This window comes from Betaproteobacteria bacterium (genome assembly GCA_016720855.1).
Taxonomy (GTDB): Bacteria; Pseudomonadota; Gammaproteobacteria; order Burkholderiales; family Usitatibacteraceae; genus FEB-7.
On record JADKJU010000001.1, the window covers coordinates 558,021 to 579,927 of the forward strand.

The window sequence follows — 21,907 nt, forward strand, 5'->3', positions numbered from 1 at the left end:
CCATGCCCACGCGGCGCCAGTTCCTCAAGGTGAGCATCGCCGCAGGCGCCGTGCTTGCCGGCGCAGGCTGGCTTGCATGGCATCGAGGTTCCGCCCCATTCGGCAGTTACCAGTGGCTGGACGAACGCTCGGCCTCGATCACGGCAGCCCTGGTGCCCGCGGTCCTGGAAGGCGCGCTCCCCACCGGGGAGCCGGCCCGGCGCGAAGCCGTGCGCGAGACAATCGAGGCCTTCGACCGCGCCGTTTCGGGCCTCTCCCCCGCCGTGCAGAAGGAAATCGCCCAGTTGTTCTCCCTGCTGGGCCTTGCCGCGGGACGATTCATCGTAGCCGGCGTCCGCTCCCCGTGGGCCGAGGCGACGGGCGAGGAGGTGACGGCATTCCTCAAGCGCTGGCGCACGAGCCGCTTCGGCCTGCTTCGGGCAGGCTACCAGGCGCTCACGCAGCTGATCATCGCAGCGTGGTACGGCAATCCCGCCTCGTGGGCGCGCATCGCCTATCCCGGCCCCCCGACCCTGGAATCGGGACACTCATGATCGCGGACCCGATCCGGGAGGGCATCGCCGGCGGCTGGAAGGTGATCGACGCCTCGGCGCTCGACCATCCCCTCACCCTGGAGGCCGACGTCGTCATCGTGGGCAGTGGCGCGGGCGGCGGCGTCACGGCCGAGGTGCTCACGCAAGCCGGGCTTACGGTCGTTATCGTCGAGGAAGGGCCCCTCAAGAGCTCGACTGACTTCCGCATGCGCGAGCGCGAGGCCTATCCCCAGCTCTACCAGGAATCGGCGGGCCGCCAGACGAAGGACAAGGCGATCACGATCCTGCAGGGGCGAAGCGTGGGCGGCTCAACGACGGTGAACTGGACGTCGAGCTTTAGAACGCCGCCCCGGACACTGGCGCACTGGCGAGCCGTTCACGGGCTCGCGCAGACGGGCGAGGCGGAACTCGCCCCGTGGTTTGTCCGCATGGAAGAGCGCCTCGCGATCGCCCCCTGGCCGGTCGCACCCAACGAGAACAACGATATCCTGCGACGCGGCTGCGAGAAGCTGGGCATACCCGCGGCGGCCATCCGGCGCAACGTGAAGGGCTGCTGGAACCTCGGTTACTGCGGCATGGGGTGCCCCACCAACGCGAAGCAGTCGATGCTGGTCACCACGATTCCTGCCGCGCTCGCGAAAGGGGCGACCCTCCTGCACCGCGCGCGCGTGGACAGGCTCGTGACGGCAGGTGACCGGATCACCCTCGCCGAGGCGCGTGGTGTGGCAGGGTCCGGGTCGCCCCCCGGCCAGCACCTCATCCGCCTGGCCGCCCGCCATTTCGTCCTTTCATCGGGCGCCATCGGAACACCGGCAGTGCTGCTGCGCAGCGCCCTGCCCGATCCCCACGAACTCGTGGGGCGCCGCACCTTCCTGCATCCGACGGTGGTCTCGGCGGCCGTGATGCCGCAGCCGGTCAACGCGTTTGCAGGTGCCCCACAGTCCATCTATTCGGATCATTTTCTCGATTCCGTCCCCGTCGACGGCCCGATCGGCTACAAACTGGAATCCCCTCCCCTGCATCCGATACTCGCCGGCATCACGCTCCCCGGATACGGAACAGGCCACGCCGGATGGATGAAGGAATTCGCCAACCTGCAGGTCGTCATCGCGCTGCTGCGCGACGGATTCCACCCCGGTTCCCCGGGCGGACGCGTGATGCTGCGCGCGGACGGCAGCCCCGAGCTGGACTACCCACTCGGAGAATTCCTGTGGGAGGGAATGCGCCGTGCCTACCTCGCCATGGCGCAGATCCAGTTCGCCGCAGGGGCAAGGACGGTCATGGCGTTGCACGAGGATGGCCGCCCGATGTCGAGCTGGGCCGAGGCGAAGGCGTCCATCGCGGCGATGCCGATGGAAGCGCTCCACACGCGCGTCGTCAGCGCGCACGTGATGGGGGGATGCCCCATGGGCCCGGACCCCCGGCGCGCGGTGGTGGACGAACGCGGGCGGCACCACCACGTCGTCAACCTGTCCGTGCACGACGGCTCGGTCTTTCCGACCAGCATCGGCGCCAATCCGCAGCTGTCGATCTATGCGCTTGTCGCGCGAATGGCGAGCGACCTGGCGCAAGCCCTCGCTCTGCCTGCGAGGACCTCGTGAAATGCCCTTCCGCCGGACGCGGCAAGGCGCCGCTTCCAACAAATCGCTACACTGTTTGCCCGCAAGCATCATGCCGCAGGTTTCCGACAACCATGTCCATGAGGTCAAGAGCATGCCCCTGAAGATTGGAGTGCCGCGCGAGACGTTCGCCGGGGAAAAGCGTGTTGCCACCGTGCCCGATGTCGTGGAAAAGCTCATCAAGCTCGGCTTTTCGGTGGCCGTGGAGTCCGGGGCGGGTGACCTGGCGAACTTCGGCGACGACACCTACCGCGCGGCGGGCGCCGAGATCATCGAGGGCGCCGCCGCACTCTGGGCGGCTTCCGACATCGTTTTCAAGGTTCGCGCTCCGTCCGCCGAGGAGGTGGGCCTGATGCGCGAGGGCACCACCCTGGTGAGCTTCGTCTGGCCGGCGCAGAATCCCGACCTGATGCAGCAGCTGGCGGCGAAGAAGGTCACCGTGCTGGCGATCGACGCGCTGCCGCGCACGCTGAGCCGCGCCCAGAAGATGGACGCGCTGACCTCCCAGGCCGGCGTCGCCGGCTACCGCGCTGTCATCGAGGCCGCCAACGCCTTCGGCCGCTTCTTCAACGGGCAGATCACGGCCGCCGGCAAGGTGCCGCCGGCCAAGGTCTTCATTGCCGGCGCCGGCGTGGCTGGCCTGGCCGCGATCGGCACCGCCGCGGGACTGGGCGCAATCGTGCGCGCCAACGACACCCGTGCCGAAGTGGCCGACCAGGTCGTGTCGCTGGGCGGGGAATTCGTCAAGGTCGATTACGAGGAAGAAGGTTCCGGCGGCGGCGGCTACGCCAAGGTGATGAGCGAGGGCTTCCAGCAGGCCCAGCGAGAGATGTACGCCAAGCAGGCCAAGGAGGTGGACATCATCATCACCACCGCGCTGATCCCCGGCAAGCCGGCGCCCAGACTGATCACCGCCGAGATGGTGAAGAGCATGAGGCCGGGCAGCGTCATCGTCGACATGGCCGCAGAGCAGGGAGGCAACTGCGAGTTGACCGAACCCGGTCAGGTCGTCGTCAAGCACGGCGTCACCATCGTCGGCTACACCGACCTGGTCAGCCGCCTGTCCAGGCAGTCGTCGACGCTGTACGCCACCAACCTGTTCCGTCTTGCCGAGGAGCTGTGCAAGACCAAGGACGGCAACATCGACGTCAACATGGAAGATGGCGCCATCCGAGGCCTGACGGTGATCAAGGAAGGCGCCATCACCTGGCCGCCACCGCCGCCCAAGCTCTCCGCTGCGCCGCCCCAGGCGGCAAAGCCCGCAGCGCCGCCTCCCGCCCCCAAGGGCCACGGCCCCGGCGCGCCGATGGCGGCGAGCACCCTGGCCATCGTGTTCGGCGCAGGCGCCGCAGCCTTCGCATTCGTCGGCGCCTACGCGCCCGCGAGCTTCCTCGCCCACTTCACGGTTTTCGTGCTCGCCTGCTTCGTGGGCTACATGGTGGTCTGGAACGTGACGCCGGCATTGCACACGCCGCTCATGAGCGTGACCAATGCCATCTCCAGCATCATCTGCATCGGGGCGCTGGTGCAGATCGCACCGCCGGCGCTGGCCGGCGTCGACCGCGCCGACGAGCTGATCCGCTGGATGGCCGTCGTCGGCATCGCGCTGACCGCCATCAACATGTTCGGCGGCTTCGCCGTCACCCAGCGCATGCTGGCCATGTTCCGCAAGTAGGGGAAGAAGAGAATGTCCGAGAGCCTCGCATCCGTCTCCTACATCGGAGCCACCATCCTCTTCATCCTGAGCCTCGGGGGCCTTTCCAACCCCGAGAACTCCCGCCGCGGCAACCTCTACGGCATGATCGGCATGGCGCTCGCCGTGATTGCCACGGTCTTCGGCCCGAGAGTGACCCCTGCGGGCCTCGGGTGGATCGCCGGCGCCATGGCCGTGGGCGCGAGCATCGGCCTCTTCGCCGCCCGCACGGTGAAGATGACGCAGATGCCCGAGCTCGTCGCCCTGATGCACAGCCTGGTCGGCCTTGCCGCATGTCTGGTGGGCTACGCAAGCTACATCGACACCTCGACCCAGCTCACCGGCGCCGAGAAATCCATACACGAAGTCGAGGTCTACCTGGGCATCCTGATCGGCGCGGTGACCTTCTCGGGCTCGATCATCGCGTTCGGCAAGCTCTCCGGCAAGATCGGCGGCAAGCCGCTCCTGCTGCCGGCGCGTCACTGGCTGAATCTCGCCGGTCTGCTGGTGGTGATCTGGTACGGAAGGGCATTCCTGGGCGCCCACAACGTGGCCGACGGCATGACCCCGCTCATCGTGATGACGGTGGTTTCGCTTCTGTTCGGCATCCACATGGTGATGGCGATCGGCGGCGCCGACATGCCTGTCGTGGTCTCGATGCTCAACAGCTACTCCGGCTGGGCGGCGGCAGCCACCGGCTTCATGTTGTCGAACGACCTGCTGATCGTCACCGGTGCGCTCGTGGGCTCCTCCGGCGCGATCCTGTCCTACATCATGTGCAACGCGATGAACCGCAATTTCATCAGCGTGATCGCCGGCGGGTTCGGCACCGGCGGCGGCACAGTCGCCGCGAAGGGCGATGCCGCTGAGCCGGCCGGCGAAGTCACGCCGATAACGGCAACCGAGACCGCCGAACTGCTTCGGGAGGCGAAGAACGTGATCATCGTTCCCGGGTACGGCATGGCAGTCGCCCAGGCGCAGCACACCGTTTACGAGATCACCAGGCACCTGCGCGACATGGGCATCAACGTCCGCTTCGGCATCCACCCGGTCGCCGGCCGAATGCCCGGCCACATGAACGTGCTGCTCGCTGAGGCGAGGGTCCCCTACGACATCGTCATGGAAATGGACGAGATCAACGTGGACTTCCCGGATACCGACGTTTCCATGGTCATCGGCGCCAACGACATCGTGAACCCGGCCGCACAGGAGGACCCGGCGAGCCCCATCGCAGGCATGCCGGTGCTGGAAGTCTGGAAGGCGAGGACCTCCATCGTCATGAAGCGTTCCATGGCCTCTGGCTATGCCGGGGTCGACAATCCGCTGTTCTACAAGGAGAACAACCGGATGCTCTTCGGGGACGCGAAAAAAATGCTGGACGAGGTGCTGGTCGCGCTCAAGGCCTGACCCGGCGAGGCACCCCCCTGCAGCAGGCTCCCCCGGAATGCGGGGGAGCGACCTCCGTCAGTTCGCGTCCGCCGGCGCGGGCGCGTTCTTGACTTCCCGGCGCAGGACCTTGCCGACGTTCGTCTTCGGCAGCTCGGTCCAGAACTCGATGATCCTGGGCAGCTTGTATCCCGTGAGATGCTTCCTGCAGTGCTGCAGGACCGCTTCCCGGGTGAGGGCGGGATCCTTCTTCACGATCACGAGCCGCACCACTTCCCCGGACTTGTCGTCTGGCGCGGCCACTGCGCACACCTCGAGGATGCCGGGCATCATCGCCACCACGTCCTCGACCTCGTTCGGGTAAACGTTGAAGCCCGAGACCAGGATCATGTCCTTCTTCCGGTCCACGATCTTCACATAGCCGCGAGCATCCATGATGCCGATGTCGCCCGTGCGGAAGGCCCCGTCGGGAAACATCACCTTCGCCGTCTCGTCCGGTCGGTTCCAATAGCCCTTCATCACCTGCGGGCCGGCGATGCAGATCTCGCCCGTCTCGCCGATGGGAAGGATGTTTCCGGCGTCATCGCGGATGGTGACGATAGTCGAGGGCAGCGGAAGGCCCGCCATTCCGTTGAAAGGCGCGTTCGGCACGAGCGGGTTGATGCAGGCGCCCGGCGAGGTCTCGGTGAGGCCGTACGCCTCCAGCAGCGGGGACTTCGTCACCTCCTGCCATCTTTCCGCCACGGCGCGCTGCACCGCCATGCCGCCACCGAGCGAAACCTTCAGGTGGCTGAAGTCGAGCTGGGCAAAGCCCGGCGTGTGCATCAATCCGTTGAACAGCGTGTTCACGCCGGGAATTACGGAGAAGCGGTGCTTGCGCAGTTCCGCCACGAATCCCGGCATGTCGCGCGGGTTGGGGATGAGAACGTGGTTGGCGCCCATCTTCATGAAGGTGAGGCCCGCCGTCAGGGCGAAGATGTGATACAGGGGCAACGCGCCAATGACGGTCTCACGCCCATCCTCCAACCCCGTGCTCACCCAGGCGGACACCTGCTGCAGGTTCGCGACGATATTGCCATGCGTGAGCATGGCGCCCTTCGAGACGCCGGTCGTCCCGCCGGTGTACTGGAGGAAGGCGATGTCCTCCTGCCCCAGGGGGGGAGGCGCCAGCCTGTGGCTGCGCCCCGTCGCCAGAGCGTCGCGGAGTGGCACGGCGCCAGGCAGGCTGAACGGCGGAACCATCTTCTTCACGCGCTTCACCACGAAGTTCGCGATGAGCGACTTCGGGAAACCCAGCAGGTCGCCGATCTGCGTCGTGACGACGGTCTTCACCTTGGTGCGCCCGATCACATCCCCGAGCGTATGCGCGAAGTTCTCCAGGATCACGATGGCCTCGGCGCCGGAATCGTTCAGCTGGTGTTCCAGTTCGCGAGGGGTGTACAGGGGATTGCAGTTCACGCCGACCAGCCCCGCGCGGAGCAAGCCGAAGATCGCGATCGGGTACTGGAGAATGTTGGGCATCATCACCGCGACGCGCGCCCCCTTGCCGAGCCCGGCGGCGTTCTGCAGCCAACTTCCGAAATCGCCGGAAAGGCGGTCGAGATCCCGGTACGACACCGAGACGCCCATGCACGTAAAGGCCGGGAGGTCGGCGAACCGCCCGCAACTGCCCTCGAAAATGTCGCGGATGCTTGCGTACGCGCCAAGGTCGATATCGGCGGCAACGCCGGGGGGGTAGGACTTGAGCCAGGGATGTTCCATTATTTCCTCTCGATGGCCGGGGATACCTTGTCCCTGGTGCCTGGTGTGCGGCCGGGCATTCGGGGCGACCTTTGCAGCGCCACCGGCATCGGCGGGGCAAGTCTACCTCACGGCAGGCGCAGGTGAAGAATAGTGTGATTGCTCTAATTCTCCCACCTAGAATCTGATCGTAGTTAAGGTGGCCGGCCCGAGGGGGGCGCGGCGCCAGACATCACAGGAGGAAACCATGGCAACCCGGAAAACGAAAGCACGCGCCAAGCCCGGCCTGACCGCGGCGGACAACCAGTTCGCGCAGGCGGTCACGCAATCGGCGCAGAAGATCTGGCTCGCAGGACTGGGCGCGTTCGCCCGTGCCCGCACCGAAGGCGACAAGCTGTTCGACCTGCTCGTCGAGCAGGGAAAACTGATCCGTACGAAGAGCGGCACTGCGGCCGACCATGCCCTGAAGAGCGTCCGCTCCCAGGCCGATGCGACCTTTTCCAACGCGCAGGGCAAGTGGGACAAGCTTGAGCAGGTGTTCGAGGACCGGGTTTCCCGCTCCCTGAACCGCCTCGGCGTCCTCACGAGCAAGGATGTGGACGAACTCGCGCGGCAAGTGTCCGATCTCAACGACAGCGTGCGCGACCTGATGGGCGGCGCTGCAGCGAAGCGCACCCGCAAGGCACCGGCCAGGAAGAAGGCCAGCGTGCGCAAGCCCGCACGCCGCAAGGCGAAATGAAATGACTCGGGGAGGGCAACGCCCTCCCCGCACCAGGCTCCTCCTCCATCCTTGTCCGAGCCCCGGCACCAGCCGGGGACCGAAGGATGTTCAAGGCCCGCGGAAATTTCGCGGGCTTTTTTTTAGTTTCGCGTGACCCGGTCCACCAGTTTCACGTAGGCGCTCATCGCGTCGCCCGCGCTCATTCCCTTCAGCTTCGCCCACGCCTCGTACTTGGCGCGGTTCACGAAATCCGTGAACCCGGGCTTGTCGCCCGCGACATCGCCTTCGGTCGCCTGCTTGTAGTGCGCGTAGAGCTTCAGTTTCAGGTCGTTGCCCGGGTCCTTCTTCGCCTTCAGGACCGTCGCCGCGGCCGCTTCGAACTGCTTCTTCACATCCGCCATCGCTCGTCTCCTCGCACACTTGCCTGTTCGGGGTGGTGCTAAAGTTAGCCCAACCAGCGCCGCGCCGCAACGGTGGCGAGCCATCCCGAACGATCGAATCGAGGAGCCGAATTCCCATGTCCCCGCCGCGCCGAGAACGCATTTCCGGTGTCGATACCGCGTGGTTGAGAATGGACCTGCCGACGAACCTCATGGTCATCGTGGGGGTGATGATGTTCGAGGGTCGGCTGGACTTGAAGCACGTCAAGCGCACGATCGAGAACCGGTTTCTTGCCTTCCATCGTTTCCGGCAGAAGGCGGTGCAGGACGCGACAGGCGCCTGGTGGGAGGACGACGAGAATTTCGACATCGATTCCCATGTCCACCAGGTTGCACTGCCCGGCAAGGCGGGCAAGGCGGAACTGCAGGCGTTCGTGAGCGACCTCGCGTCGACGCCGCTGGATTCCTCCCAGCCCCTCTGGCAGTACCACCTCGTGGACACCTACAACGGCGGCAGCGCCCTGGTGATGAGAATCCACCACTGCTACGCCGATGGCATCGCGATGGTGCAGGTCATGCTCTCCATGACGGAGGCAACGGCGAAGGCGAGCCTCGCGCGTCCGCATGCACGCATCGAAACGGCCGACTCGGGAGAGTCGGATTTCTGGCTGCAGATACTGAAACCGGTCACGGACGCCCTCGAGGGCGCCCGGAGTGTGGGCCGCAACCTCCTGGGCCAGGGCCGGGAACTCGCGGCAAACCCGGCCATCGCGCAGGAGGCACTCGAAGGCGCCACGCGCAAGGGAATGGATTTCGCCGCGGAGATCGCGCGGCTCGCCTTGATGAGCAGCGATTCGCAGACCTGCTTCAAGGGCCGCCTGGGCGTGCGCAAGCGCGTGGCGTGGGCCGAGCCCTTCCCGCTCGAGGAAGTGAAGGTGATGGGCAAGGCGCTGGGCTGTTCCATCAATGACGTGCTGCTCGCGATGGCGACGGGTGCCCTGCGGGACTACCTCGCTTCCAGGGGCGAGCCCGTGGACGGAATCGAGATTCGGGCCATCGTTCCCGTGAACCTGCGGCCCGAAGGCAAGGGACGCGAACTCGGCAACCAGTTCGGGCTCGTGTTCCTCGAATTGCCCATCGGCGTCGACCATCCTCTCGAGAGGCTCCATGAGGTCCGCAGGCGGATGCAAGCCCTGAAGGGCTCGTACCAGCCCCTCATCGTCCTGGGCCTGCTGCATACCGTGGGCCATGGGCCGAAGATCCTCCAGGAGCAGATCGCGTCGCTGCTTGCCCGGAACGCCTCGGCGGTGATGACCAATGTGCCTGGTCCGCAGCACCCTCTCTATTTTGGAGGACGCCGCATCACCGAGCTGAATTTCTGGGTGCCGCAGTCCGGCGGAATCGGCATGGGGGTGTCTCTCCTCTCCTACAACGGCCGGATCCAGTTCGGCCTCATCACGGACGTGGCCCGGGTGCCTGACCCGGATCGAATCGTCGCGCGCTTCAGCAAGGAATTCGAGAAGCTCATGTGGCTCACACTGATGTCTGAGTGGGAGGATTCGCAATCGCCGCCCTCCCCGGCAGCCGGGGCGCAGATGGTCGCCCCGCCTGATTCTGCCCGTGGCTCGAAGAGGAACGCGGCCAAGACGGCCGGCCCCGCAAAGATTCCGAAGCGCTTCCGCGGCCTCTGACCCGCGGGGCGTTCGCGCGATCTTGCGCGCAAGGGTTTCGCAGCCCTCCGGCTGTAGCCCTCCGGCGACAATTCATCTCAACAACGAAACACCAAGCGCCTGAAATACAAGGCGTTTCCGCCATGGCATCGAAGTTGCGTTGGCTCCGCCCGCACACGGACATCCATGGGAGGAACCTCGTGATTGCAACCCGTTCCATCCGCGCCCTCCGGCGCCTTGCGTTGAACGCCATCCGCGGGATCGCGTTCGCCCTCCTCCTGCTCGTCGGCATCGAAGGGCCGGCGCGGGCGGCGAACTACACCGACATCTGGTGGAACGCCAGCGAATCCGGTTGGGGGCTCACGCTCACCCACCACCACGACAAGGTTTTCGCCGTCTGGTATATCTACGACGACACCGGCAAGCCGTTATGGCTCGTGATGCCCGATGGCGCCTTCTCGAACAACGGGCGCACGTTTTCCGGCGACGTCTACCGCACCACGGGACCCTCCTATCGCGAGCCGACCTTCTCCAGCAGCCGGGTGACCCGGAACAGGATCGGCACCGCAAGGATCGATTTCGACCCCGATGACGTCTCCGCGACCGTCTCCTACTCCACATTCGAGAAGACCATCACCAAGGCGGTGAAGCGCCAGCCATTCGGGGCGGCGCCGGCCAACCCGCCTTTCGATTTCAGCGACCTCTGGTGGAATCCCGGCGAGTCGGGCTGGGGTCTCAACCTGACCCACCATGGCGACAACATCTTCGGCGTCTGGTACACGTACGACACGAACCAGCAGCCGTTGTGGATCGTCATGCCCGGCGGGACCTTCAACGGCAACACCTTCACGGCCAAGCTCTACACGACCACCGGCTCGCCGTACGACAAGCCCTTCATCACCTCCAATACGAAGCTCACCGAAGTCGGCATCGCCACGATCGTTTTCGAGGGCGCGACGGCCACGTTCACGACAACGGTCAACGGCCATACGCAGACCAAGACGATTTCCCGTCAGCCCTTCGGCACGCCCACGACCAACCGGCCTCCGGAGGTGATGCTTGCGGTTTCAGGGCCGGCCGATCCGGTCATCGCGCCCGCCAGTTTTGTCCTCGAAGCCGCCGCAAGCGACTCCGATGGGCGCATCGCCAAGGTGTCGTTCTTCAAGAACTACGAGAAGATCGGCGAAGCCTCCACGGCGCCCTACCGCATGACCGTGACCGGTCTCGGGGCAGGAACGTACCGGTTTTCGGCCCAGGCGACGGACGATCTCGGCGCAACCTCGGAAATCAAGAGCACGACAAGGGAAGTCAAGGTCGGCGGGGCAACGCCACCACCCGCGACGAACAAGCCCCCGAAAGTCACGCTCACGGCTCCGGCGGCAAACGCCGTTTACGTCCAGGGCGCGGCGGTGACGCTTTCCGCAACCGCCTCCGACCCCGACGGCACCGTGGTCAAGGTGGAGTTCATCGCCAACGCTGCGAAGATCGGTGAGGCCACCGCCTCGCCGTGGACCGCAACATGGGCCGGCGCGACGCAAGGCACCTACAGCCTCACGGCCGTGGCGACCGACGACAAGTCAGGGACGACGATCTCCGCAGCCGTCGTGGTCACGGTGGCCGGTCCGGCCCAGTTACTCGATTCGAGCACCCGGGATGCGGCGCGCTTCCTCACGCAATCCACCTTCGGAATGAAGGGCGTGGAAGAGGTCGATGCGATCAAGACCCAGGGATACGAGGCCTGGATGAACGCCCAGTTCGCGATGAACGCCGCCTCTCACGTCCAGTACGTGAATGACCGCAAGGCCGCGGGTGACAAGGTCCAGGAGGAGCGTGCCTACGAGGCGATCTGGCAACAGTGGTTGACCGAACCGGGGCAGCTTCGCGCGCGCATGTCCTTCGCGCTGTCGGAGATCTTCGTGATCTCCAACATCGCGCCCGACCTCGACACCTACGCCATGGCCTCATACATGGATGTCCTCAACCGCAACGCCTTCGGCAACTACCGCCAGCTGCTCGAGGAGGTGACCCTGCATCCGGCCATGGGCTACTACCTCAACATGATCGGCAGCAAGAAGGAGGACGCGGCCAGGGGCACTCACCCGAACGAGAATTACGCACGCGAGGTGATGCAGCTCTTCTCGCTCGGCCTCCACAAGCTCAACCAGGACGGCTCCCCCATTCTCGACGGCCAGGGCCTGCCGCAGCCGACCTACGACGAATCCGCCGTCAAGGGTCTGGCAGCCGCCTTCACGGGCTGGAGCTTCGCCGGCAACGACACCAGCAAGCCTTCGGTCTTCGATCCGGCCAAGGAGAACTGGCTCGACCCCCTGATCCCGTGGGAGACATGGCACGACAATGCCGCCAAGACACTCTTCAACGGCATCACGATCCCCGCCAACCAGGGCGCGCGAAAGGACCTCAAGGATGCGCTCGACGCGATCTTCAACCATCCGAACGTGGGCCCGTTCATCGGCCGGGAGCTGATACAGCGGCTCGTGACCTCGAACCCCAGCCCGCCGTACATCGGCCGCGTCGCGGGCATCTTCAACAACAACGGCCAGGGGGTGCGCGGCGACCTGCGCGCCGTGATCCGGGCCGTCCTCCTCGACCCCGAGGCGCGCGACCTCGCCATCACGGGCAATCCGGGCTGGGGAAAGCAACGCGAACCGGTGATCCGCTTCGCCAACTTCCTGCGTGCACTGAAGGCGACGAGTCCGAGCGGCCGCAACAAGATCTGGTACCTGGACAGCGCCGACGAAGGGCTCAACCAGAGCCCGCTCCTGGCGCCCAGCGTGTTCAACTTCTTCGCGCCCAATTACCGCCACCCGGGTCCGCTATCCGCGGCGGGACTCGTCGCACCGGAATTCCAGATCACGACCGAGACGAGCATGGTGGGTGGACTGAACTTCTTCGCCCACCTGGCGCGGAACGGCTACTACGGCAGCGGCGATACGCGCCTCACGCTCGATCTCGCCGGCCTGAACCAGCTGGCAGCGAATCCGGCAGCCCTGGCGGACCGGCTGAACCTGATGTTCATGAACGGCGGCATGTCCGACGCGACGCGCAGCACCCTCGTGTCCACCCTCGGGGCGATGGCCGCGCCGAAGACGGGATCGGGATCTTCCATCACCGACCGGGTCAAGGCGGCCCTGGTGCTGGTTGCCCTGTCCCCCGAATTCGTGATCCAGAAGTGAAAGGAAATCAGACCATGACGAATCGACGGGAATTCCTCAGGAAGCTCGCGGTGGCCTGCGTGGCCACCGGGGGCGTGGGCGCGTGGAGCGACCTGCAGCGCATCGCGGCGGCGGCAAGCCTGTCGCCGGGCGCCCCCAAGGCCGCGGGCGAGGACTATCGCGCCCTCGTGTGCATCTTCATGTTCGGGGGCAACGACGGCAACAACATGGTGATTCCCAGCGGCTCGGAGTACCTGCAGTACGCGTCGGGGCGAACACCCGCCCTCGCCCTTGGCCAGTCCACGCTCCTGCCGCTGAGCGTCCAGAACACGCCCGGCCGCGCCTTCGGCCTGCATCCCGCGATGGCAGACTTCCAGGGCCTCTTCAACCAGGGCAAGGCCGCCATCGTGGCCAACGCGGGCCCGCTGCGGGCACCGACGACCCGCGCCCAGTACCTCGCTCGATCAGTTCCGATTCCGCCGGACCTCTATTCGCACAGCGACCAGCAGGCCCAATGGCAGAGCTCGATCTCGGATGGCGCTCCCCGGTCGGGCTGGGGCGGACGGCTGGGCGATCTGATGAAGACCGCAAACGGCGCGAACCCGAGCTCCACCTTGATCTCGGTATCGGGCTCCAACCTGTTTCAGGTCGGGACGACCGTGTCGTCCTTCAAGGTTTCGCCGGGCAACCTGCTGGGGCTCGACTTCTACAAGGGGACGAGCTCGACCGATCCTCTCTCCAAGGGGATCACGGACCTGCTCGCGCTTCCCTCCGCGAACCTCTTCGAAGGTGCCTGGAAGGACGTGATCGACCGCGCGATCCAGAACCAGCAGATCCTCGCCTCCGCCCTGGCCACGGTGCCTCCGTTCACCACGGCGTTCCCGAACACGGGCCTGGGCAACCAGATGCAGATGATCGCGCGCCTGCTCGCCGTTCGCCGGGCGCTCGGCTTGAAGCGCCAGGTCTTCTTCGCCTCCATCGGAGGGTTCGACACGCACGGCGACGACCAGCTGCAGCGCCAGGCCGAGCTCCTGGGCGAGGTGAGCGCGGCCATGACGGCGCTTCACGGCGCAAGCGTCGAGCTCGACTGCGCCGACCTCGTCACGAGCTTCACCGCCTCGGACTTCAACAGGACCTTTCCCTCCAACGGCAAGGGCTCCGATCACGCCTGGGGCAATCACCACCTTGTCGCCGGCGGCGCGGTGCGGGGCGGGCGGATCTACGGGACTTTCCCGACGCTCGTGCGCGGTGGCCCGGACGACACGGGCAGCGGCGGCCTGTGGATACCCACGACGGCCGTGGACCAGTACGCTGCGACGCTGGCCACCTGGTTCGGCGTGGGCACGGGCGAGTTGGGCGCGATCTTCCCGAACCTCGCGCGGTTCCCGGCGGCCAACCTCGGATTCATGTCCTGACGGCGGCCTGACCGCCAAATGAAGCGGGCCGGCATTCGCCGGCCCGCTTCACTTCCAATCGCACCGGCGACGCCGGCACCGGGCACCCCGTTACTTCAGGTGCTTGGAAACGAGCTTGGTCATCTCGAACATCGAGACGGTCTTCTTGCCGCCGAAAACTTCGCGCAGCTTGTCGTCCGCATTGATGTTGCGACGGTTGACCTTGTCCTGCAGGTTGTTCTTCTTGATGTAGGCCCACAGTTTGCTGGTCACCTCGGTACGAGGCTGGGCAGCGGCACCAATCACGGCAGCGAGAGCAGCGCTCGGCATGAGGGGCTTCATGAAGGCGGCGTTGGGCTTGCGCTTGACTGCCGGCTTCTTGGCTGCGGGCTTCTTGGCCGCGGCTTTCTTGACTGCGGGTTTCTTGGCCGCGGGCTTCTTGGCGGCCGGCTTCTTCGCCGCGGGCTTCTTCGCCGCGGGCTTCTTCGCCGCGGGTTTCTTGGCTTTCTTCGCTGCCATTCGGAATCCTCCAATCAGATAGTGACGTTTGGTTCAGCAGATCTCGCCCATACAGGCGTGACAGGCGAGAGAATGCACACGGCAAAAACGGTTTGTCAATGAATTTTCACTCTGAAAACGCGCTTTTCCGCTCTGCGTCGCCGCCAGACAACACGCGCGGTTGCGTCGCGATTTCATTCGAGCTCGTTTCTGGCCGCCTCGACGTCGATCTTCTCCATGGCGTCGCGCGGCTCGCAAGCCGCCGCTTTCGCGTAGAGAGCGGAAACTTCCTCCAACGCCTTCTTGCCATGCATCATCACGAGCCCGTTGGCGAACTCGGAATGGGCGATGGACGAATCGGGCGCGAGCTTGAGCGCCTTGCGGAAGTGCTCCTCTCCGGCTCCCCGCTTCGCCCCATAGGTGAGGCCTCCCACGAGCGCGCCCACCTTGTCGATCACCTCGGCGTGGTAGGTTCCCATCGCCGTGTGGGCCTCCGCATGCTTCGGGGCGAGCTTGAGCGTCGCCTCGAGCGCGGCGCGGATCCTGCCGCCCAGGCCCTGGGAGAGCGCCTTCACCACCGAGATGCCCTGGCTGTATCGACCCGCAGCGTAGGCGTACTGGTAATGCGCGTTGGCATTCCGTGGTTCCGCGGCGGCCTGGGCGTGCGCCCGTGCCATCGCCTGCTCGAGGAGGGCAAGGCGCACGGCCTCCTTCTTCTCGAGGCCATTGGCGTAGATCGACTGCGCCTTGTTGGCTGCGGTAATGCCCCCGCCCCCGGCCGCCAGGCCCAGCTCGACCGCCTCCGCGAACGCGCCGCGATGGTAGGCACGCCAGGCTTCCTGGACCTTCGGGTCCTTCGGAAACGGCTCGCAGTCGCCGCGGTGCAGTCGATCCCAGTTCTTTCTGAGCGCCTCTCCCGCGTAGGTGAACGGCTTGGCCGGGTAAGGAAAAGGGGTCCACTTCGCCTTCGTCATTGTTCGCTCCTCGCTAGTCGATGTAATCGCGGCCCAGGCGCTCGAGATGCTGCCTCGCCTCGCCCATCAGGTAAGGGGCGACCAGGGACATCACCTGGAACGCACCGGTGCCCGGATCGCCCGGCTGGACCGGCTCACGGTCTCCGCGGACCGCGCGGAAATTGAGCCAATAGGTCGCGACGACCAGCACGTTCAAGGCGAGCGCACGGATCTCGCCCGGACTCGCATTCATCATCCCGCCTCCCACGAGGCCCCGGCAGAGCCCCTCGACAGCAGCGAGTTTCGCCTCGAGGATCCGGTTGAAATGTTCCCGCAGCCGGCGGTTGCGGCCGACGATGTCGTCGAGATTGCGGTACAGGAAGCGGTAGTCCCAGATCGCCTCGAACATGAGGTGCAGGTAGAGCCAGAGGTCCTCGATCGCCGCAGCGCCGGCGGCTGGCTCAGGCGGGGCGATGGAGATGCGCTCCTCGAATCGCTCGAAGAGCCGCTCGACGATCTGGCCCTTGTTGCGGAAGTGGTAGTACAGGTTCCCCGGGCTGATGTTCAGCTCGTCGGCGATCATCCCGGTGGTGACATGCGCCTCGCCGCGCCCGTTGAACAGCTCGAGGCTCACGGCAAGGATGCGCTCGCGCGTGCGCTGGGTGCGCACCGCGTTGCCGTCGAGGGCAGGCCGGCCGGCGGAGGATTTCGCCATGGCCGGAGAGGTTATCACGCCGGGGCGCGATCCTCGGCGGCGAGCCAGCGCCGCAGGTCCACCAGGGTGTCGCGAAGGTCCGAGGCAGTCATCGGCAGCTGCGTGGCGGCAGGGATGAGGCCCGGGCGACCCCGGCGTTGCAGCCCGAGGCGCCGGTTCGGGTCCTTGAGCAGGTCGATCCGCAGCCGCACCCCGTGACGGGCGAGCAAAGGCTCCAGTTCGTGGCGGCGCCGCAGGAGGTCGCGCCGCGTGCGCTGGTACGCGTGCTCGCAGAGCCCGGCCCGGGTCGAGTAGCTGAAGATGTTGGTGAAGAAGATTTCGCTGTCGTCTGCGTCCGGCTCGAAAAGGATGACGTCCGCGTCCCGATACTCCTTGCGGTATTTCGAGAGCCCGGTCGCCATCCGCGAATGGATGATCGCGCGAAAGGTCTGCGACAGGACGGTCGGAAGCCCGCCCTCGACAAGCTGGTGGTGGCGCCCCCTGCCTTTCTCGGCAGCAAGGCCCGCGTCGTAGGGAACGATCGGATTCACGCAGATCACGAGCTTCGCCCCGTCGTTCAGGGCTTCCGAGGCGTGCAGCGTCTTCCTGAGCGCCCCATCGACGAAATGGCGGCCATCGATCACGACCGGCGGAAAGAGCACCGGCAACGCGGCGCTGGCCTGCACGGCCAGCGAGATGGGAACGTGCTCGTGTCCCGGACGCCCGAAGCTCACGCTTTCGCCGTTGTCCAGGTCAGTCGCGACCAGGTAGAGACGGCGCTTGAGTTGGCGAAAATCGTCCGTCCTTCCCGGCTGGGTGAAGACGGCGTGCAGGTACTTGTGGATGGTGTCGTTGTCGAAGACGCCGGTGGGGATGGCCCTTCCCAGCGCCGCAAACGATTCCAGGGCCCCACGCGAAAGCGGGCTCTGCAGGTACTGCCAAAGGCTTCGGGCCAGGATCGACGGTACCGAGCGGGCACGCTGCAGGTATTCCCGGAATGCGGGGCGCATGAAGACCTCCGGGGTAAGCGTCCCCTCGGCCTCCTCGCCCCCGATGAAGATTCCGTAGATCTCGGATACCGGGATGCCGTTGGCGAGAGCCGCGCTGAGAAAGCTGCCGGCGCTCACGCCGACATAGACATCCAGGTCATCGAGGTCGATTCCGTCGAACGATTCCTGCAACGCCATCAGGGTGCCGATTTCGTAGATGACCCCGAACGGGCCGCCGCCCGCCAAGGCAAGACCCATCCGCGGTTTCGCCGGGTCACGCGAGGGCCGACGCGAAGGCACTCGCGCCTTCGCTCCGGCCTTTCCGCGGACGGGGCTTCGGGACATTCCCTACCGGGCAGCCCGAGCCCGCGCGCGATGGAGCTGGTCGACGCTCGCCTGCAACTGCGAGACCTGGCGAGACAGCGCGCGAACGTCGCGCACCGTCGGGACGCCCAGCTTGGAGATCGTCCGGGAGACGCGTTGCTCGAAGACCTTCTCGAGGTGGGAGACCGCCTCGAAAGTCTTCTTCTTGGCCTCTTCGGCACGGGCACATGCCACGGCGCGGGCCTTTTCGGCCTTGGCAAGAGCCATCCGGCGGCTGCGCGCCTCAAGGGCAGCGCCCTGCTTCACGAGGGCGTCGAACGCCCCGACTGCCGATTGGCGAACGCCGGAGGCCGCTTGAACGCCGGCCTCGAGTGCCTTCTGGGCGGAGGCGCGGATCGTACGGACCGCCTTGGCGGGTGTGACTGCGGGCTTGCGGGTCTTGCGGGCAGTGCGAGTGGCGCGGGCCATTTTTCTTCCTTTCGTCATCGATTGCGATCCACCGGCTCCCCCTGTCGGGGAGCCATGTCCGGGGCGAAATTGCCCTCGGTGTCAGGATTCAAGTTATTGGAAAGGATTAGAGGGGTCACACTAAATTTGCGGCCACGAAGTGCTCGCGTCGCACCTCGCGCCCCGCGTGTATTATTCGCCCGGCACCCCAGCGCTCCCCGAGGAGAACTCCATGTCCTATTTCGTGACCGGCGGCACCGGATTCATCGGCCGCTTCCTCATCGACCGCCTGCTCGAACGCGAGGGCACGGTATTCGTGCTCGTGCGCAAGAGTTCGGTCGGCAAGCTCGATGCCCTGCGTGCCCGCTGGGGAAGCCAGGAAAAGCGCGTCGTGGCCGTGGTGGGCGACCTGGCCAAGCCGAAGCTGGGCGTGGCGGCGTCCGACCTCGCTAAATTGAAGGGCAAGGTGAACCACCTCTTCCACCTCGCCGCCATCTACGACCTCTCCGCCGACGCGGAGAGCCAGCAAAGGGCGAACATCGACGGCACGCGCCACGCCGTCCAGTTCGCCGGGGCCGTATCGGCCGGATGCTTCCACCACGTGAGCTCGATAGCCGCCGCAGGTCTCTACGACGGCGACTTTCGCGAGGACATGTTCGAGGAGGCCGAGGAACTCGACCATCCCTACTTCCGCACCAAGCACGACTCCGAGGGCATCGTGCGCACCGAGTGCCGGCGTCCCTGGCGCGTCTACCGCCCGGCCATCGTGGTCGGCCATTCGAAGACGGGCGAGATCGACAAGATCGACGGGCCGTATTACTTCTTCAAGCTCATCCAGAAGATGCGCAAGGCCCTGCCCCAGTGGATGCCCACGGTGGGCATCGAGGGCGGGCGCATCAACATCGTGCCGGTGGATTTCGTCGTCGATGCGATGGACCACATCGCCCACAGGAAGGGGCTGGACGGTGGCTGCTTCCACCTGACCGACCCGGAGCCGCGCCGCATTGGCGAGGTCCTGAACCTCTTCGCCAAGGCTGCGCATGCGCCGCAGATGACGATGCGCGTGAACGCCAAGATGTTCGCGTTCATCCCGTCCTTCGTGATCGATTCGGCGATGTCCCTGGCCCCGGTGCGGCGGATCCAGAAGCAGGTCCTCTCGGACCTGGGCATCCCGCAGGACATGTTCAAGTTCGTGAACTACCCCACGCGATTCGACAACCGTGAATGCGCCAAGGCGCTCAAGGGGTCCCGGATCCGCGTGCCGCCGCTCGAGGACTACGCGTGGCGACTGTGGGACTATTGGGAACGCCACCTCGACCCCGACCTCTTCATCGACCGTTCGCTCGCCGGCAAGGTGAAGGACAGGGTCATCGTGATCACCGGCGGCTCCTCCGGCATCGGGGAGGCCACCGCCTACAAGATGGCCGAGGCCGGCGCCCAGGTGGTAGTGGTGGCCCGCGATCCGGAAAAGGCGGCCCCGGTGATGGCCAGGATCAAGGCGATGGGGGGCAAGGGCAGGTTCGTCTCCTGCGACCTCGCGGACATCGCCGACTGTGACCGCCTCGTCGCCACGGTGCTCAAGGAGTTCGGGCGCTGCGACTTCCTGGTGAACAATGCGGGACGATCCATTCGCCGGGGGATCGCGTCATCGTTCGATCGCTTCCACGATTTCGAACGGACGATGCAGCTCAACTATTTCGGCAGCCTTCGCCTCATCATGGGCTTCCTCCCCGCGATGATGAAGCAGAAGAAGGGGCAGGTGATCAACATCTCCTCGATCGGCGTGCTCACCCAGGCGCCCCGGTTCTCCGCCTATGTGGCATCCAAGGCGGCCCTGGATTCGTTCACCGGTTGCGCGGCGAGCGAGTTCGCCGACAACAACATCACGTTCACCACGATCAACATGCCGCTGGTGAAGACGCCGATGATCGCCCCGACCAAGATCTACAACCACGTGCCCACGCTCACGCCGGAACAGGCGGCCGACCTCGTCGTGGAGGCGATCGTCTACAAGCCGGTGCGCATCGCCACGCGCCTGGGCATTTTCGGCGCACTCCTGCACGCCGTGGCCCCGAAGGCCACGCAGATCATCCTCAACGCGGCCTTCCGCATGTTCCCCGACTCCACCGCGTCGCAGGGCCGAAAGGACGGCGCGCCCAGGGACGTGGAGCTGTCTCCGGAGCAGGTGGCGTTCGCGCAGCTCACGCAAGGCATCCACTGGTAGGCGCCGGCTCATGGGAAAGGCACTCCAGGCCGGCGACCCGGCCCCCGACTTCGAAGGCGTCACCACCGACGGCGCCGGCGTGTCGCTCGCGGATTTCAGGGGCCGCAAGCTCGTGATGTACTTCTATCCGATGGACGACACGCCCGGCTGCACGAAGCAGGCGTGCTCGCTTCGCGACCACAACGCTCAGATCGTGGCCAAGGGTGCCGCCATCCTCGGGGTGTCCACCCAGGACGAGGCCTCGCACCGCAGGTTCACGGAGAAATACCGGCTCAACTTTCCGCTGCTCGCCGACAAGGGCGGCGTGGTGAGCCGCGCGTACGGGACGATTGGCGGAGCGGGGTTCCTCTCGGCCGCCAAGGCTCTCGTCGGCATGGCCGACCGGGTCACCTTCGTCATCGACGGGAAGGGTCGCATCGAGCACATCATCGATCGGCCCGACGTGGCCAACCACGCTGAGGAAGTGCTGGCGCTTCTCTAGGTCCCGGGCCGTTCGCGAAGGCGGACCAGTTCCGCCCCGACGGCCTCGTGCACGCGCGCGTCGAGGAGCATCGCCAGATGGCCCACGCCGTGAATCGCGACATTGCGGGCCCAGGCGAGCCGGCTCGACTCCTGCGGGGCCACCAGGTTGTCATGCGCCGTGTACACCGAAAGCGCCGCACATCCCGGACCGCTGCCTCCTTCGGCACCGGCGAGTTCGCGCAGGAAGTCGCTCCCGATCCGCATCTGCCGAGCGTTTCGGCCGGTGCCCAGCGGGGCCAGCGCCGTGCCGTGGTGCGGGCTTCCCAGAGTGACCAGCCCGGCGATGCGGCTTGTCCCATGCCGCGCAAGCCAGGCGCGCGCGATGAGGCCCCCCATGCTATGCCCGACCAGAATCACCCGGGGCTGCCCGGTCATCTCTGTCACGCGGTGCACCACGCGATCCAGATGCGAGGCAAACGTCTCGATCGGCGCCACGATCGCCGGCAGGCTGGGGACGAAGACGGGGCCGATGCCGGCCGCGTCAAGGGCGTGGGCAAGACCGCAAAGCGTTCCCCGGTTGGACAGGTAACCGTGCACGAGTATCACCGGCACGCGTGCATCGGGCACGAGCGGGGGATCCGGGCGAAGGACCCGGCGCTCGAACGGCAGCCACAGGAAATTATTGGCGAGCATCGCGCGCCACTCGCCGGCGACGAGTCGGACGGTGCCTGCAAGGCCCAGACGCTCGCCGGGCGCCCTGGGCGAGCGGGCGAACCACGAGATGCACAGGGTGAGACCGACGAGGACGAGCCGCATGCCCAGGGCGCCCGCGACGGCGGCCGCGGCGAGGGCCGGAATGCTCCAGCCGCTCCGCGCGCGAAGCCAAGCGCCGATCGCCGTCCATGCGAACAGCTCTGCGGCGAGCGCGAGGCGGACGAGGTTGGCTGGCATTCGCGTCGAGTATAGCAATGGAGCGCCCGGAGGCCCACGCAGCGCGTGATACCATT

General features: G+C 66.2%; 18 protein-coding genes. 10 read left to right on the forward strand and 8 right to left on the reverse strand.

Features of this window, described 5'->3' with window-relative positions; translation table 11 throughout:
* Nucleotides 1–2 precede the first annotated feature (2 nt).
* The 4 genes from IPP91_02435 to pntB all read left to right on the forward strand — a co-directional run bounded on the left by IPP91_02435 (nt 3) and on the right by pntB (nt 5,252).
* Nucleotides 3–533, forward strand: coding sequence for a twin-arginine translocation signal domain-containing protein (locus tag IPP91_02435; protein ID MBL0140933.1), 531 nt, complete (start codon nt 3–5; stop codon nt 531–533).
* Nucleotides 530–2,134 carry a GMC family oxidoreductase gene (locus IPP91_02440; GenBank protein ID MBL0140934.1) on the forward strand — a complete coding sequence of 535 codons (1,605 nt, stop codon included), beginning with the start codon at nt 530–532 and terminating at the stop codon, nt 2,132–2,134. The genes IPP91_02435 and IPP91_02440 overlap by 4 nt, the downstream gene beginning before the upstream one ends.
* A gap of 112 nt (nt 2,135–2,246) precedes the next feature.
* Complete coding sequence (locus tag IPP91_02445; protein ID MBL0140935.1) at nt 2,247–3,827, forward strand: Re/Si-specific NAD(P)(+) transhydrogenase subunit alpha; 1,581 nt, start codon at nt 2,247–2,249, stop codon at nt 3,825–3,827.
* 12 nt (nt 3,828–3,839) lie between these two features.
* Nucleotides 3,840–5,252 (forward strand): Re/Si-specific NAD(P)(+) transhydrogenase subunit beta, encoded by a 1,413-nt coding sequence (gene pntB, locus IPP91_02450; GenBank protein MBL0140936.1) that lies wholly within the window; start codon nt 3,840–3,842, stop codon nt 5,250–5,252.
* 57 nt (nt 5,253–5,309) lie between these two features.
* On the opposite strand, the gene IPP91_02455 is transcribed toward pntB, so the two are convergent.
* Nucleotides 5,310–6,992, reverse strand: a complete 1,683-nt coding sequence (locus IPP91_02455; GenBank protein ID MBL0140937.1) for an AMP-binding protein — start codon at nt 6,990–6,992, stop codon at nt 5,310–5,312.
* Nucleotides 6,993–7,218: 226 nt separating this feature from the next.
* Between IPP91_02455 and IPP91_02460 the strand changes: the two genes are divergently transcribed.
* On the forward strand, nt 7,219–7,710 hold the full coding sequence (locus IPP91_02460) for a phasin family protein (GenBank protein MBL0140938.1): 492 nt from the start codon (nt 7,219–7,221) through the stop codon (nt 7,708–7,710).
* 122 nt (nt 7,711–7,832) lie between these two features.
* On the opposite strand, the gene IPP91_02465 is transcribed toward IPP91_02460, so the two are convergent.
* A complete protein-coding gene (locus IPP91_02465; protein MBL0140939.1) occupies nt 7,833–8,093 on the reverse strand; it encodes an acyl-CoA-binding protein in 261 nt (86 codons plus the stop codon).
* Nucleotides 8,094–8,209: 116 nt separating this feature from the next.
* Here IPP91_02465 and IPP91_02470 point away from each other — a divergent pair, with 116 nt between their 5' ends.
* The 3 genes from IPP91_02470 (at nt 8,210) to IPP91_02480 (ending at nt 14,330) form a co-directional block, all read left to right on the forward strand.
* The gene (locus tag IPP91_02470) at nt 8,210–9,763 is read left to right on the forward strand and encodes a wax ester/triacylglycerol synthase family O-acyltransferase (protein ID MBL0140940.1); all 1,554 of its coding nucleotides are present in this window, start codon (nt 8,210–8,212) and stop codon (nt 9,761–9,763) included.
* A 122-nt stretch (nt 9,764–9,885) separates the two neighbouring features.
* Nucleotides 9,886–12,936 (forward strand): DUF1800 family protein, encoded by a 3,051-nt coding sequence (locus tag IPP91_02475; GenBank protein MBL0140941.1) that lies wholly within the window; start codon nt 9,886–9,888, stop codon nt 12,934–12,936.
* 14 nt (nt 12,937–12,950) lie between these two features.
* A complete protein-coding gene (locus IPP91_02480) occupies nt 12,951–14,330 on the forward strand; it encodes a DUF1501 domain-containing protein (GenBank protein ID MBL0140942.1) in 1,380 nt (459 codons plus the stop codon).
* A gap of 90 nt (nt 14,331–14,420) precedes the next feature.
* Here IPP91_02480 and IPP91_02485 read toward each other — a convergent pair whose 3' ends face one another.
* The 5 genes from IPP91_02485 to IPP91_02505 form a co-directional block, all read right to left on the reverse strand.
* Nucleotides 14,421–14,828 (reverse strand): SWIB/MDM2 domain-containing protein, encoded by a 408-nt coding sequence (locus IPP91_02485; protein MBL0140943.1) that lies wholly within the window; start codon nt 14,826–14,828, stop codon nt 14,421–14,423.
* Nucleotides 14,829–15,001: 173 nt separating this feature from the next.
* Nucleotides 15,002–15,781 carry a hypothetical protein gene (locus IPP91_02490; protein ID MBL0140944.1) on the reverse strand — a complete coding sequence of 260 codons (780 nt, stop codon included), beginning with the start codon at nt 15,779–15,781 and terminating at the stop codon, nt 15,002–15,004.
* Between the two features lie 13 nt (nt 15,782–15,794).
* Nucleotides 15,795–16,475 (reverse strand): TetR/AcrR family transcriptional regulator, encoded by a 681-nt coding sequence (locus tag IPP91_02495; GenBank protein MBL0140945.1) that lies wholly within the window; start codon nt 16,473–16,475, stop codon nt 15,795–15,797.
* A 14-nt stretch (nt 16,476–16,489) separates the two neighbouring features.
* Nucleotides 16,490–17,788: a patatin-like phospholipase family protein gene (locus IPP91_02500; protein ID MBL0140946.1), complete on the reverse strand. Its 1,299-nt coding sequence runs from the start codon at nt 17,786–17,788 to the stop codon at nt 16,490–16,492.
* Between the two features lie 3 nt (nt 17,789–17,791).
* Complete coding sequence (locus IPP91_02505; GenBank protein MBL0140947.1) at nt 17,792–18,235, reverse strand: phasin family protein; 444 nt, start codon at nt 18,233–18,235, stop codon at nt 17,792–17,794.
* 211 nt (nt 18,236–18,446) lie between these two features.
* Here IPP91_02505 and IPP91_02510 point away from each other — a divergent pair, with 211 nt between their 5' ends.
* Together IPP91_02510 and IPP91_02515 are read left to right on the forward strand one after the other, a co-directional pair.
* Complete coding sequence (locus IPP91_02510) at nt 18,447–20,438, forward strand: SDR family oxidoreductase (GenBank protein ID MBL0140948.1); 1,992 nt, start codon at nt 18,447–18,449, stop codon at nt 20,436–20,438.
* 10 nt (nt 20,439–20,448) lie between these two features.
* Nucleotides 20,449–20,919, forward strand: coding sequence for a peroxiredoxin (locus IPP91_02515; GenBank protein ID MBL0140949.1), 471 nt, complete (start codon nt 20,449–20,451; stop codon nt 20,917–20,919).
* Here the strand turns inward: IPP91_02515 and IPP91_02520 are convergent.
* Nucleotides 20,916–21,851: an alpha/beta fold hydrolase gene (locus IPP91_02520; protein ID MBL0140950.1), complete on the reverse strand. Its 936-nt coding sequence runs from the start codon at nt 21,849–21,851 to the stop codon at nt 20,916–20,918. The two genes, IPP91_02515 and IPP91_02520, sit on opposite strands and share 4 nt — an antisense overlap.
* Between the last annotated feature and the right edge of the window lie 56 nt (nt 21,852–21,907).